This is a genomic window from Aureimonas ureilytica DSM 18598 = NBRC 106430 (genome assembly GCF_000382705.1).
GTDB classification, from domain to species: Bacteria; Pseudomonadota; Alphaproteobacteria; order Rhizobiales; family Rhizobiaceae; genus Aureimonas; species Aureimonas ureilytica.
Map to the genome: position 1 here is coordinate 205,115 of NZ_ARQE01000002.1, position 11,728 is coordinate 216,842.

The 11,728-nt window shown below is 67.3% G+C and carries 15 protein-coding genes; 6 read left to right on the forward strand and 9 right to left on the reverse strand.

The genetic code is table 11. The annotated features are described in order from the left end of the window. The first annotated feature begins 4 nt into the window (after positions 1 to 4). A complete protein-coding gene (aat, locus tag B146_RS0104750) occupies positions 5 to 676 on the forward strand; it encodes a leucyl/phenylalanyl-tRNA--protein transferase (RefSeq protein WP_019995275.1) in 672 nt (223 codons plus the stop codon). On the opposite strand, the gene B146_RS0104755 is transcribed toward aat, so the two are convergent. From B146_RS0104755 to B146_RS0104785, 7 genes are all read right to left on the reverse strand, one after another. Next, positions 616 to 1,026 (reverse strand): DUF2155 domain-containing protein, encoded by a 411-nt coding sequence (locus tag B146_RS0104755; RefSeq protein ID WP_026358332.1) that lies wholly within the window; start codon positions 1,024 to 1,026, stop codon positions 616 to 618. The two genes, aat and B146_RS0104755, sit on opposite strands and share 61 nt — an antisense overlap. 16 nt (positions 1,027 to 1,042) lie before the next feature. Then, positions 1,043 to 1,432, reverse strand: coding sequence for an NADH:ubiquinone oxidoreductase subunit NDUFA12 (locus tag B146_RS0104760; RefSeq protein WP_019995277.1), 390 nt, complete (start codon positions 1,430 to 1,432; stop codon positions 1,043 to 1,045). A 68-nt stretch (positions 1,433 to 1,500) separates the two neighbouring features. Then, positions 1,501 to 3,000, reverse strand: coding sequence for an Asp-tRNA(Asn)/Glu-tRNA(Gln) amidotransferase subunit GatB (gene gatB, locus B146_RS0104765; protein ID WP_019995278.1), 1,500 nt, complete (start codon positions 2,998 to 3,000; stop codon positions 1,501 to 1,503). A gap of 67 nt (positions 3,001 to 3,067) precedes the next feature. Continuing rightward, on the reverse strand, positions 3,068 to 4,549 hold the full coding sequence (gene gatA / locus B146_RS0104770; protein WP_019995279.1) for an Asp-tRNA(Asn)/Glu-tRNA(Gln) amidotransferase subunit GatA: 1,482 nt from the start codon (positions 4,547 to 4,549) through the stop codon (positions 3,068 to 3,070). 28 nt (positions 4,550 to 4,577) lie between these two features. After that, a complete protein-coding gene (locus tag B146_RS0104775; protein WP_019995280.1) occupies positions 4,578 to 5,075 on the reverse strand; it encodes a GNAT family N-acetyltransferase in 498 nt (165 codons plus the stop codon). A 1-nt stretch (position 5,076) separates the two neighbouring features. Continuing rightward, positions 5,077 to 5,364 (reverse strand): Asp-tRNA(Asn)/Glu-tRNA(Gln) amidotransferase subunit GatC, encoded by a 288-nt coding sequence (gene gatC / locus B146_RS0104780; protein WP_019995281.1) that lies wholly within the window; start codon positions 5,362 to 5,364, stop codon positions 5,077 to 5,079. A gap of 83 nt (positions 5,365 to 5,447) precedes the next feature. Continuing rightward, positions 5,448 to 6,149: a metal-dependent hydrolase gene (locus tag B146_RS0104785; RefSeq protein WP_019995282.1), complete on the reverse strand. Its 702-nt coding sequence runs from the start codon at positions 6,147 to 6,149 to the stop codon at positions 5,448 to 5,450. Positions 6,150 to 6,248: 99 nt separating this feature from the next. Here B146_RS0104785 and ruvX point away from each other — a divergent pair, with 99 nt between their 5' ends. Then, positions 6,249 to 6,740, forward strand: coding sequence for a Holliday junction resolvase RuvX (gene ruvX / locus B146_RS0104790; RefSeq protein ID WP_026358333.1), 492 nt, complete (start codon positions 6,249 to 6,251; stop codon positions 6,738 to 6,740). On the opposite strand, the gene B146_RS0104795 is transcribed toward ruvX, so the two are convergent. Both B146_RS0104795 and B146_RS0104800 read right to left on the reverse strand, forming a co-directional pair. Beyond that, positions 6,680 to 7,009 carry a DUF6105 family protein gene (locus B146_RS0104795; protein ID WP_019995284.1) on the reverse strand — a complete coding sequence of 110 codons (330 nt, stop codon included), beginning with the start codon at positions 7,007 to 7,009 and terminating at the stop codon, positions 6,680 to 6,682. The two genes, ruvX and B146_RS0104795, sit on opposite strands and share 61 nt — an antisense overlap. Further along, on the reverse strand, positions 7,009 to 7,536 hold the full coding sequence (locus B146_RS0104800; RefSeq protein ID WP_019995285.1) for a hypothetical protein: 528 nt from the start codon (positions 7,534 to 7,536) through the stop codon (positions 7,009 to 7,011). The genes B146_RS0104795 and B146_RS0104800 overlap by 1 nt, the downstream gene beginning before the upstream one ends. A gap of 153 nt (positions 7,537 to 7,689) precedes the next feature. Between B146_RS0104800 and B146_RS0104805 the strand changes: the two genes are divergently transcribed. From B146_RS0104805 to dprA, 4 genes are read left to right on the forward strand one after another with little or no spacing between them, the layout of a single operon-like run. Beyond that, positions 7,690 to 8,643 (forward strand): aspartate carbamoyltransferase catalytic subunit, encoded by a 954-nt coding sequence (locus B146_RS0104805; RefSeq protein ID WP_019995286.1) that lies wholly within the window; start codon positions 7,690 to 7,692, stop codon positions 8,641 to 8,643. After that, positions 8,643 to 9,956: a dihydroorotase gene (locus B146_RS0104810; protein ID WP_019995287.1), complete on the forward strand. Its 1,314-nt coding sequence runs from the start codon at positions 8,643 to 8,645 to the stop codon at positions 9,954 to 9,956. Before B146_RS0104805 ends, B146_RS0104810 begins: the two co-directional genes overlap by 1 nt. A 9-nt stretch (positions 9,957 to 9,965) precedes the next feature. Beyond that, the gene (gene plsY / locus B146_RS0104815) at positions 9,966 to 10,571 is read left to right on the forward strand and encodes a glycerol-3-phosphate 1-O-acyltransferase PlsY (RefSeq protein WP_019995288.1); all 606 of its coding nucleotides are present in this window, start codon (positions 9,966 to 9,968) and stop codon (positions 10,569 to 10,571) included. Beyond that, a complete protein-coding gene (dprA, locus tag B146_RS0104820) occupies positions 10,568 to 11,698 on the forward strand; it encodes a DNA-processing protein DprA (RefSeq protein WP_019995289.1) in 1,131 nt (376 codons plus the stop codon). The genes plsY and dprA overlap by 4 nt, the downstream gene beginning before the upstream one ends. The last annotated feature ends 30 nt before the right edge of the window (positions 11,699 to 11,728 follow it).

Genomic DNA, 11,728 nt, shown 5'->3' on the forward strand with positions numbered 1-11,728 from the left:
GCCCATGGCCCCGAGGCGCAACGACGAGGAGTTCCGGCTGACGCCGGAGCTCCTGCTGAAAGCCTACGCGGCGGGCATCTTTCCGATGGCGGAGGATGCCGAGGACGACTCGATCTATTGGGTCGATCCGATCCTGCGCGGCATTCTCCCGCTGGATGCGTTCCACGTTCCGCGCAGTCTCGTCAAGACGATCCGGCGGCAGCCCTATGAGATCCGTGTCGATACGGCCTTTTCCGCCGTTCTCGACGGCTGCGCCGAGCCCGCGCCCGGGCGCGAGCACACCTGGATCAATCAGCAGATCCGCAGCCTCTACCTCTCGCTGCACGCGATGGGATACGCGCATTGCGTCGAGGCCTGGGACGGCGATCAGCTCGTCGGCGGCCTTTACGGCGTGAGCCTGGGCGGTGCGTTTTTCGGCGAGAGCATGTTCTCGCGGCGCACGGACGCCTCGAAAATCCCGCTCGTCTATCTATGGGATCGGCTGCGGCGCGGCGGCTATACGCTTCTCGACACGCAGTTCATCACGGGCCACCTGTCGCGCTTCGGCGCGATCGAGATTCCGCGCGAGACCTATCGCCAGCGCCTGGAAGCGGCGCTGGCCGAGCCGGCGACCTTCTACCCGGCCGACGCCGGATCGCTGGACTCGCTTTTGCAGTCCTTGAGCCACACGTCGTAGACGGGGTGCTCGACGGCGTTGAGGCCGGGTGAATCGGCGAACATCCAGCCCGAGAAGATGCGACGGATCTGCCGGTCCAGCGTGATCTCGTCCACTTCCACGAAACTGTCGGTCTTGGGCGCTTCGCTCTGCGAGCGCGTGTAGCAGGCGCGCGGCGTCACCCGCAGCGTGCCGAACTGCACCGTCTCGTCCACCGTCACGTCGAACGTGGTGGTCCGCCCGGTGATCTTGTCGAGACCGGAGAAGACCGCGACCTTGTTGGCGATGCGCTCGGCGGAGGCCGGCGCGGGCGAGAGCGCCAACGCCAGCAAGCCGGCTCCCAGGAGCCGGCGAAGCGAGAAAGATGTCATCGACCGAGGGCCCCGATCAGGGCTGCCACGCGTCGTAGTCGCCGGACACGCGCGGGCGCTCGGCGGTGTTGAGCAGCGAGCCCTTCGGGCGATAGGCCTGCCCCGTTCCGGTCAGGTTCACCTGATGCGGCTTTTCCCACTCGCGGGCGCGATAGTCTTCCTTCGGCGGCGGCGTGTCGACGCGGTGATGCATCCAGCCGTGCCAGCCGGGTCCGATCGCGGTCGCTTCGGCCGGACCGTTGTAGATCACCCAGCGGCGCTTGCCGTCGGCGGTCTGGTAGTACTTGTTGCCGCGCTCATCCTCGCCCACGGGCTGGCCGAAGCGCCACGTGTAGAAGCGTGTGCCGATCGTCTGGCCGTTCCACCAAGTGAAAATCTGAATAAGCCAAGGGCTCACTTTGCTCATCGGGCTCTTTCCTCGCGTCGGCAAGGGTTATGGTCTTGTGCAGGGCGAAAGTCCATCGCAAACCGGCCTTACTCGAGGCCGAGCTTGGCCTTGACGATGTCGTTCACCGCCTGCGGATTGGCCTTGCCGCCCATGGCGCGCATGACCTGTCCGACGAACCAGCCGGCCAGCGTGGGCTTCGCCTGAGCCTGGGCGACCTTGTCGGGGTTGGCCGCGATGATCTCGTCCACCGCCTTTTCGATCGCGCCGGTGTCGGTCACCTGCTTCATGCCGCGCGTCTCGACCAGCTCGCGCGGGTCACCGCCTTCGCTCCAGACGATCTCGAAGAGATCCTTGGCGATCTTGCCGGAGATCGTCTCCGCGCGGATGAGATCGAGGATCGCGCCGAGCTGATCGGCGGAAACAGGCGTCTCCTCGATCGACTTGCCGGACTTGTTGAGCGCGCCGAGGAGATCGTTGATCACCCAGTTCGCCGCCTGCTTGGCGTCGCGACCGGCCGCCGTCTTCTCGAAGAAATCGGCGATCGCCTTTTCCGAAACGAGGATCGAGGCGTCATAGGCCGAAAGGCCGGCGGTCTCCATCAGGCGCTGACGCTTGTCGTCGGGGAGTTCCGGCAGGGCGGAGCGCAGCGAATCGACGAAGGCGTCGTCGAACTCGAGCGGCAGAAGGTCCGGGTCCGGGAAGTAGCGGTAGTCGTGCGCGTCTTCCTTGGAGCGCATGGCACGGGTCTCGCCCTTCACCGGATCGAAGAGCCGCGTTTCCTGATCGACCGTGCCGCCATCCTCGATCAGCGCGATCTGGCGGCGCGCTTCCGACTCGATGGCTTGGCCCACGAAGCGAATCGAATTGACGTTCTTGATCTCGCAGCGCGTGCCGAAGGCGCCGCCCGGGCGACGCACGGAAACGTTGACGTCGGCGCGCATGGAACCCTCGTCCATGTTGCCGTCGCAGGTGCCGAGATAGCGCAGGATGGTGCGCAGCTTGGTGAGATAGGCCTTGGCCTCGTCCGCCGAGCGCATGTCGGGCTTGGAGACGATCTCCATCAGCGCCACGCCCGAGCGGTTCAGGTCCACGAAGGACATGGTCGGGTGCTGGTCGTGCAGCGACTTGCCGGCGTCCTGCTCCAGATGCAGGCGCTCGACGCCCACTTCGATCTCGTCGAACTGGCCCTTGGAGTCGGGGCCGACCGAGACGAGCACGATGCCCTCGCCGACGATCGGGTCCTTGAACTGCGAGATCTGATAGCCCTGGGGCAGATCCGGGTAGAAATAGTTCTTGCGGTCGAAGACCGAGCGATTGTTGATCGCCGCCTTGAGCCCGAGGCCCGTGCGCACGGCCTGACGCACGCATTCCTCGTTGATCACCGGGAGCATGCCGGGCATGGCCGCGTCCACCAGGGAGACGTTGTCGTTCGGCTCCGAGCCGAACTCGGTCGAGGCGCCGGAGAAGAGCTTGGCCTCCGACAGGACCTGGGCGTGAACTTCCATGCCGATCACGATTTCCCAGTCCCCGGTCAGGCCGGAGATGAACTTGCGCGGATCGGGTGTGCGGGTATCGACGAGGGTCATGGACGAACTCGGATCAGGATCGGGTCGGTGGCGGCGGCCATGGAACGGGATGCGAAGGCGGGGAGGCTCACCACCAGCGTTTCGGCGCGAAACGGCCGGCCGCCTTCTCGATGGCGGACGCCGCCGTGAACAGCGTTTCCTCGCCGAACGGGCGGCCGATCAGTTGGAGGCCGAGCGGCGTCCCCTCGCTGGACAGGCCGGCCGGGACGGAAATCGCCGGAAGGCCGGCGAGATTGACCGTCACGGTGAAGACGTCGTTCAGATACATGGCGACCGGATCGTCCTTGAGCGTCTGATCGTTGATCGCGAAGGCGGCGGACGGCGTCGCCGGCGTCAGGAGCGCATCCACGCCCGCCTCGAACACCTGCTCGAAGTCGCGCTTGATGAGGGTGCGGACCTTCTGCGCCTGAAGGTAATAGGCGTCGTAGTAGCCGGCCGACAGGACATAGGTGCCGATCATGACGCGGCGCTTCACCTCGCGGCCGAAACCGCTCGCGCGGGTCTGCTCGTACATGTCGGCGATATCGCGGCCGGGCACGCGCAGGCCGTAGCGCACGCCGTCATAGCGCGCGAGATTGGACGAGGCCTCGGCCATGGCCACGATGTAATAGGCCGGCAGCGCGTATTTCGTATGCGGCAGCGAGACCTCCACGATCTCGGCGCCCGCGTCCTTGGCCCATTCGATGCCCTGGCTCCAGAGCGCCTCGATCTCGGCGGGCATTCCATCGACGCGATATTCGCGCGGAATGCCGATGCGCTTGCCGCGCAGCGAGCCGCCGACCGCCGCCTCGTAGTCCGGCACGGGCAGATCGACCGAGGTCGTGTCCTTCGGATCGACCGAGGCCATCGAGCGCAGAAGGATCGCCGCGTCGCGCACGTCGCGCGCCACGGGGCCGGCCTGATCGAGCGAGGACGCATAGGCGACGACGCCCCAGCGCGAGCAGCGGCCATAGGTCGGCTTGATGCCGACCGTCGCGGTGAAGGCGGCCGGCTGGCGGATGGAGCCGCCCGTGTCCGTCGCCGTCGCGCCGGCGCAAAGCCGCGCCGCGACCGCCGCCGACGAACCGCCGGACGAGCCGCCCGGCACGAGCGGCGTGTCGGAATCCGTGCGGCGCCAGGGGTTCACCACCGCGCCGTAATGGCTGCTCTCGTTGGAGGAGCCCATGGCGAACTCGTCCATGTTCAGCTTGCCGAGCATGACAGCGCCGTCGCGCCAGAGATTGCTGGTGACGGTGGATTCGTAGCGCGGCCGGAAGCCGTCGAGAATATGCGAGCAGGCCTGGGTGTGGACGCCCTCGGTCGCGAACAGGTCCTTCACGCCGAGCGGAATGCCCTCCAGCGCACCGCCCTCGCCCGCACCGAGGCGCGCGTCGGAGGCCTGCGCCATCTTGCGCGCCTTGTCCGGCGTCACGGCGACATAGGCGTTGAGCGAGGCGTTCGCCTGATCGATGGCGGTGAGATAGCTGTCGGTCAGTTCCACGGCCGAGAACTGCTTGGCCTTCAGCGCGTCTCGGGCTTCGGCGATGGTCAGGGCGGTCAGATCGGTCATGGGTTCGCTGGGTCCGGATCGGGCGGCGTCAGAGCAGGGCGGGTTCGCCGAGCGCCTTCGCGTAGAAAATCGAATAGGGATTGTCGGGATAGGTCCCGAACGCACCGGTGCGCTGGAAGCCGGCGCGCTCGTAGAGACGGTGCGCGGCCTGGTAGAGATGGCCGGTTTCGAGCGCGAGGCGGCCGAGGCCCTCCTTGCGGGCGCGGCTCTCGATCCGCTGGAGGATCAGGGCCGCGACACCCGCGCCGCGCAGGTCGGCGCGCACATACATGCGCTTCACCTCGCCCGTGCCGTCGGCGTGACGGCACAGCGCGCCGCAGCCGACCGCCGCATCATCGCGCCGGGCGACCCAGAGCGTGGTGTCCGGCGTCGCCATGTCTTCCACGCTCAGGCAGAAGTTGAAGGCGTCGGGCGTTTCCGGTTCCATCTCGGCGATGGCGTCGTTGAGCTCGGCGATCAGCGCGCGCACGTCGTCCTGCAACGGCGTTTCCTCGCGGATTACGATCGCGTGCTCGCTCGCGCTCACCTTACTCCACCACCTTCGGCACGAGGAAGTAATTGTCTTCCGTGGCGGGAGCGTTGGCGACGATGTCGGCGGCCTTGTGGCCGTCGGTCACGGCATCCTGACGCTTCTTCATCTGCATGGGGATGACGGACGTCATCGGCTCGACGCCGGTCACGTCCACTTCGCCCAACTGCTCGACGAAGCCGAGAATGGCGTTCAGCTCGCCTTCCATCGTCGCGACTTCTTCATCGCTGACGGCGATGCGCGCAAGGCGCGCGACACGGCGAACGGTGGCGGTATCGACAGACATTGGACCTCGGAAGCGGACAGCTCTCGGCCAACGCTATAGCCATGGGGCCGGCATGACGCAATGCGAACCGGCCCCGCGATGGCTCAGATGTCGAAGGCCTCGCCGATGGCCGGCAGGCGGACGCGATTCGATTCGTCCTCCATCGCCTCGATGAACTTGTCGGGATTGGCGTCAAGAATCGGCATCGTGCCCCAATGAAGCGGGATGATCGTCTCGAAGTTGAAGTAGCGACGGCAGGCGAGCGCCGCGACGGCCGCGCCCATGGTGAGGCGATCACCAATCGGCACGAGGCCGATCCGGGGATGATGCAGTTCCTCGATCAGCGCCATGTCGCCGAAAATGTCGGTGTCGCCCATGTGATAGACGCTCATCCCATCGCCGAAATGCAGAACGAGACCGTTCGGCATCCCCAGATAGGTGATGCGGCCCCCCTCCTCGATCGAGGCGGAGGAATGGAAGGCCTGGGTCAGCGTGACCGAGAAATCGCCGAACTTCACGGTTCCGCCCGTGTTGGCCGGCTCGATCGACTCGACGCCCTTCGACTTCAGCCATTGGACGAGCTCGAACGTGCCGACCACCTTGGCACCGGTGCGCTTGGCGATCTCGACCGTGTCGCCCACATGGTCGGAATGGCCGTGCGTCAGAAGGATATGAGTCACGCCTTCGGTGGCCGCCGCCAGATCGCCCTTGAAATGCGGGTTCCCCGAAAGGAACGGGTCGATCAGGATGACGGACTCGCTGGTTTCGAGGCGAAAGGCCGAGTGGCCGAAATAGGTCATCTTCATGCTAAGGATCTCCGTCGCCTCGCCGATGGGCTGGAGGCGAGAGTGCCGGGACTGCGCGCGATTAGCTAGCGCCCGTCCGAAAGGGTCAAGGAGACGCGGGTGGCAGTGGTTTCGATCGAAGAACTGGGCGCTCTCGTGCCCGAGGGCCAGACCCTCGCCGGCCTCGACCTGGGCACCAAGACGATCGGGCTCGCCGTTTCCGATCTCGGCTGGCGCTTCGCCACCCCCCGGCCTGTTCTGCGCCGCGTGAAGTTCGGCATCGACGCCGCCGCGCTCCAGGCGTTTCTGGATGGCGTCCGGTGCGGCGGCGTGGTGATCGGCCTGCCGCTCAACATGGACGGCAGCGAAGGCCCGAGGGCGCAATCGACCCGCGCCTTCGTGCGCAATTATATCCGGCTCGATCCTCGCCCGATCACCTTCTGGGACGAGCGCCTCTCGACCGTCGCGGCCGAGAGGGGCATGCTGGAAATGGATGTCTCCCGCGCCAAGCGGGCCGAGCGAATCGACTCGGCCGCCGCGTCCTTCATTCTTCAGGGCGCGCTGGACAGGCTCTCGGCGCTGGCCGAACGCGGCGACATCATGCCCCTGTAGCAGCGCCGCGCGAAGGCGACGATGCTCTTGCGCCGACGCAGGGCGAACAGGCCGAGCACGATCGCGCTGTCGAGAACGAGCGCGCGATAGACGAGCGGCGGCAGCGTCTCGGGGGCGACCCCTAGCGTTTGGGCATAGATGCCGAAGACCTGATCGTAGAAGTCACGCGTCAGGAAGAAGAGCCCGAAGCTCAGGTCGTGCGAGGCGAAGCCGAGCCAGCCGACCAGAACCGAAATCGGGGCGAACCAGAGACCGAGAAGCCAGCGCATCAGCGACGCTCCTCGTCGCCCGCCCGCATCGGATCGTGTCGGCGCGAGGCGTCCGGCACCGAGCGCTCGATCGCCGCCAGCGTCTTGCGGAACGTCAGCTCGTCGTCCGGGTCGTCGGCCGTGAACACGGCGTGGTCGAAGGCCAGCGCGACGAGGCTGAGGCCGATCGACCAGAAGGCGAGGTCCACCCGGTCGAACACCTGGGCGAGCGGTGGCCCGAACAGGAAGGCTGCCAGCACCATGGCGGAGGAGACGCCGATTCCCGCGAAAGCGAGATGCTCGCCATGGCGGCGCAGACGGTCCGTCGCGCCGTGGAGCGAGCGCAGCGCCACCGCGATGAGGCCAGCCGTACCGAGCGTCAGCACCGCGAGGAAGATCGACGCGGCGACAGTCGTGCCCGCCGCCGGCTCAAGAGGCTGGCCGGCGACCTCGGTGACGCCAGCGAGATGGGCGAGTTCCGACAGGCCCGTAACCGCATGAAAGCCGAGCCAAAGGCTCAAGGCGAAGCTTGTGGCGACTCTCGTCATGGCGCTTCCTCCATCGTTAATGAATTCTTAACGCAAAACTCACCCCTTCCGTTGTGGGACGCAAACGAAACACCCGATTAGGGTTAACGCGCGGACCGGAAGACGGCTTCCGCTTGTGAAGAAGGGGGGTTTCTCCTATAGGCGGACCTCGACATGTCAGCGCCCTCGCCCACTCCGCTCGCCCGTCGGCACCTTCTCGGCATCGCCGGATTGTCGCTGCCCGATATCCATCAGCTCATGGACCTCGCGGAAAGCGAGATCGCGGTGAGTCTGGGTCGGGACAAGAAGAAGTCCGCCCTTCGGGGGCGGACGCAGATCAACCTCTTCTTCGAAGCCTCGACGCGCACGCAGGCGTCCTTCGAACTCGCCGGCAAGCGGCTCGGCGCCGACGTGATGAACATGTCGGTGGCGAACTCGTCGGTGAAGAAGGGCGAAACGCTGATCGACACGGCGATGACGCTGAACGCGATGCGCCCCGATCTTCTCGTCGTGCGCCATCACGCCGCCGGCGCCGTCGCGCTTCTGGCGCAGAAGGTCGGCTGTTCGGTCGTGAATGCCGGCGACGGCGCGCACGAACACCCGACCCAGGCGCTGCTCGACGCGCTCACCATCCGCCGCCACAAGGGCCGCGTCGCCCGGCTCGTCGTCGCCATCTGCGGCGACGTCCTGCACAGCCGCGTGGCGCGCTCCAACATTCTCCTTCTCAACGCGCTCGGCGCCGACGTCCGGGTCGTCGCGCCCTCGACGCTCCTGCCGTCGGGCATCGAGGACATGGGCGTCACGGTCTATCGCAACATGGAAGACGGGTTGCGCAACGCCGACGTCGTCATGATGCTGCGCCTCCAGCGCGAGCGCATGGAAGGCTCCTTCGTCCCCTCGGTGCGCGAATATTTCCGCTTCTTCGGCCTCGACGGGCAGAAGCTCTCGCGCGCCAAGCCGGACGCCTTGGTGATGCATCCCGGCCCGATGAATCGCGGCGTCGAGATCGCCTCCGACATCGCGGACGGGCCGCAGAGCGTGATCGAGGAACAGGTGGAAATGGGCGTCGCGGTGCGCATGGCCGTCATGGAATGGCTGGTCGGCGACCATTCCGGGGAGCACGCGTGATGACCAGCAGCACCCGCCCCCTCGTCGTCGCCAATGCCCGCATTCTCGACCCCTCGCGCAGGCTGGACGAGGTCGGAACTCTCGTCGTCCAGGACGGGATCATCGCCGCCGCCGGAGCCGACGCGCAGAACCAGGGCGCGGCCGAAAGCGCGGAGGTGATCGACGCGCGCGGGCTTCTCCTGATTCCCGGGCTCGTCGACGCGCGGGTCTTCATGGGCGAGCCCGGCGGCGAGCATCGCGAGACGATCCGCTCCGTGTCACGCGCCGCCGCGGCCGGCGGCGTGACCTCGATCCTTACCATGCCCGACACCGATCCGGTGATCGACGACGTGGCGCTGGCGCAGTTCGTGACGCGCACGGCGCGCGAAACGGCCATCGTCAACGTCTTCCCTTCGGCGGCCCTGACGAAGGGTCTGAAGGGCAAGGAGATGACCGAGATCGGCCTTCTCGCTCAGGCCGGCGTTCCCGCCTTTACGGAAGGGCGCCACACACTGCGCGATCCGGCGCTGATCCGCCGCATCATGACCTATGCGCGCGATTTCGACGCGCTCTTCATGCACGAGACGCAGGATGCCGAGCTCGTCGGCGCCGGCGTCATGAACGAAGGGCTCCTCGCCTCCTGGCTCGGCCTGCCCGGCATTCCGCGCGAGGCGGAGATCATTCCGCTGGAGCGCGATCTGCGGCTCGCCGCCCTCACCCGCTGCCGCTATCATGCGGCCAAGCTCTCCACCGCCGCCTCGCTGGATGTCGTGCGGCGCGCCAAGCGCGAGCGAGCGCCCATCTCCGCCGGCGTCTCGATCAACCATCTGTCGCTGAACGAGAACGACATCGGTGAATATCGCACCTTCTTCCGCCTTTCGCCGCCGCTGCGCTCCGAGGACGACCGGCAGGCGATGATAGAGGGCATCGCGGACGGCACGCTCGACATCATCGTGTCCTCGCACGATCCGCAGGATGCCGACGGCAAGCGTCGTCCCTTCGCCGAGGCCGAAGCCGGCTCGATCGGTCTCGAAACCCTCCTCTCGGCCTCGCTGCGCCTCCATCACTCCGACCGCGTGCCGCTGATGCGCCTGATCGAATGCCTGACGAGCGCGCCGGCCAAGCTTCTGAAGCTCGACCGGGGCACGTTGCAGCCCGGCCGGCCGGCCGATTTCGCGCTGGTGGATCTCGACGCGCCCTATGTGTTCGGCAAGAGTCGCATCCGCTCCCGCTCCAAGAACTCCGCCTTCGAGAATGCCCGCTTCCAGGGCGAAGTCGTGCGCACGGTGGTCGCCGGGCGGACCGTGTTCGATCATGCCAACGGAACGCTCTGAGGACTTGCCATGACCTGGACCGATAGCGATCCGACCGCCGTTCTCGTGTTTCTCGCGTTCGGCTATCTCTGCGGCACGATCGCCTTCGGCCTGATCCTGACGAAGCTGTTCGGCCTCGGCGATTTGCGGTCGATCGGCTCGGGCAATATCGGCGCGACCAACGTCCTGCGCACCGGCAACAAGAAGGCCGCCGCGATGACGCTGGCGGGCGACCTCCTCAAGGCCACGATCCCGATTCTGATCGCGTGGCGCTGGGGTGCGCCGGCGGCGGCGGCGGCAGGCTTCGGCGCCTTTCTCGGCCATCTCTTTCCGGTCTGGCTCGGCTTTCGCGGCGGCAAGGGCGTCGCGACCTATATCGGCGTGCTGCTGGGCTTCGCGCCGGTCGGCGTGCTCGTCTTCGCGGCGGTCTGGCTCGGCATGGCCAAGCTCTTCCGCTATTCCTCGCTCGCGGCGCTGACCGCGACTCTGGTGGTTCCGATCGCCTATCTTCTGCTGGGCAACCAGATGGCCGCGGCGCTGACCGCCGCGCTGACCGTGCTCGTCTATCTCAAGCACATCCCGAACATCCGCCGTCTCCTGAACGGGACGGAAGGCCGGATCGGGTCCAAGGGGTGAGCGTCTCGCCGGGAGAGCGCATTCCGCTTTCCGGCGCCGAGCGCCTCGCGCGGCTCCGGCTGATCCGCAGCGAGAATGTCGGGCCCGCGACCTTCCATGCCCTGCTGAAGCGGTTCGGAACGGCGTCCGACGCACTTCTCCATCTTCCCTATCTGGCTGCCAAGGGCGGAACGCGCCGCCGCATCACGATCTGCCCGAGCGAAGCGGCCGAAGCCGAACTGACGCGCCTCGAGCGCTTCGGCGCACGGCTCCTCTGCCACGACGAGCCCGGCTACCCGCAGGCGCTGCGCGCGGCAGACGGCGCGCCGCCGCTCCTTTCCGTCATGGGCGAGCCGGCTTGCCTGACGAAGCCGGGCGTCGCCATCGTCGGCTCGCGCAACGCCTCGGCCGCCGGCCATCGCCTCACGCGCATGTTCGCGGGCGAACTCGGAGCCGCCGGCTATGTCGTGGTGTCGGGCCTCGCGCGCGGGATCGACACGGCGGCGCACGAGGCAGCGCTCGGCAGCGGCACGGTCGGCGTCTTCGCGGGCGGCCTCGACCGGCCCTATCCGCCGCAGAACAAGCCGCTGATGCGCCGGATCGTCGACGAGGGCGGATGCCTCGTCACCGAAATGCCCTTCGGCTGGGAGCCGCGCGCCGTGGATTTCCCGCGCCGCAACCGCATCGTCGTCGGCCTGTCGCTCGCCGTGCTCGTGGTCGAGGCTTCCTTGCGCTCGGGCTCGCTCATCAGCGCGCGGCTCGGAGGCGAACTCGGGCGCCTCGTCTTCGCGGTGCCGGGCTCGCCGCTGGAAGCTCGTTCTGCCGGCACCAATGCCCTCCTGAAGGACGGCGCGCATCTCGCCACCGAAACCGCCGATCTGATCCAGGCGCTCGACCCGATGGCGCATCGCCCCCGCTCGGCTGCGGCATCGGCGGCCGACCTGCCGGTGTTGGAGATGGATCGGGAGGCGGATGCGGGCGAGCGCGAGCGCATCATCCGCGCGCTCGGCGTTGCGCCCGTCTCGATCGAGGATGTGGCGGCCCATAGCGGGGTCGAGCCCTCGGCGGTGCATCTGACGCTTCTGGAACTGGAATTGGCCGGCCGCTTGGAACGCCAGCCCGGCGGGCGCGTCTTGCTTCTGCCTTGATCGATTCCGCCCTGTTGCAAGGGACGGGTT

Bases quoted from the DNA above. Each gene is read 5' to 3' on its own strand.
- gatB (WP_019995278.1), bottom strand. From the start codon at position 3,000: ATGACCCTCGTCGATACCCGCACACCCGATCCGCGCAAGTTCATCTCC.
- B146_RS0104755 (WP_026358332.1), bottom strand. From the start codon at position 1,026: ATGACATCTTTCTCGCTTCGCCGGCTCCTGGGAGCCGGCTTGCTGGCG.
- gatC (WP_019995281.1), bottom strand. From the start codon at position 5,364: ATGTCTGTCGATACCGCCACCGTTCGCCGTGTCGCGCGCCTTGCGCGC.
- gatA (WP_019995279.1), bottom strand. From the start codon at position 4,549: ATGACCGATCTGACCGCCCTGACCATCGCCGAAGCCCGAGACGCGCTG.
- B146_RS0104785 (WP_019995282.1), bottom strand. From the start codon at position 6,149: ATGAAGATGACCTATTTCGGCCACTCGGCCTTTCGCCTCGAAACCAGC.
- B146_RS0104810 (WP_019995287.1), top strand. From the start codon at position 8,643: ATGACCAGCAGCACCCGCCCCCTCGTCGTCGCCAATGCCCGCATTCTC.
- plsY (WP_019995288.1), top strand. From the start codon at position 9,966: ATGACCTGGACCGATAGCGATCCGACCGCCGTTCTCGTGTTTCTCGCG.
- B146_RS0104795 (WP_019995284.1), bottom strand. From the start codon at position 7,009: ATGCGCTGGCTTCTCGGTCTCTGGTTCGCCCCGATTTCGGTTCTGGTC.
- B146_RS0104760 (WP_019995277.1), bottom strand. From the start codon at position 1,432: ATGAGCAAAGTGAGCCCTTGGCTTATTCAGATTTTCACTTGGTGGAAC.
- aat (WP_019995275.1), top strand. From the start codon at position 5: ATGGCCCCGAGGCGCAACGACGAGGAGTTCCGGCTGACGCCGGAGCTC.
- B146_RS0104805 (WP_019995286.1), top strand. From the start codon at position 7,690: ATGTCAGCGCCCTCGCCCACTCCGCTCGCCCGTCGGCACCTTCTCGGC.
- B146_RS0104800 (WP_019995285.1), bottom strand. From the start codon at position 7,536: ATGACGAGAGTCGCCACAAGCTTCGCCTTGAGCCTTTGGCTCGGCTTT.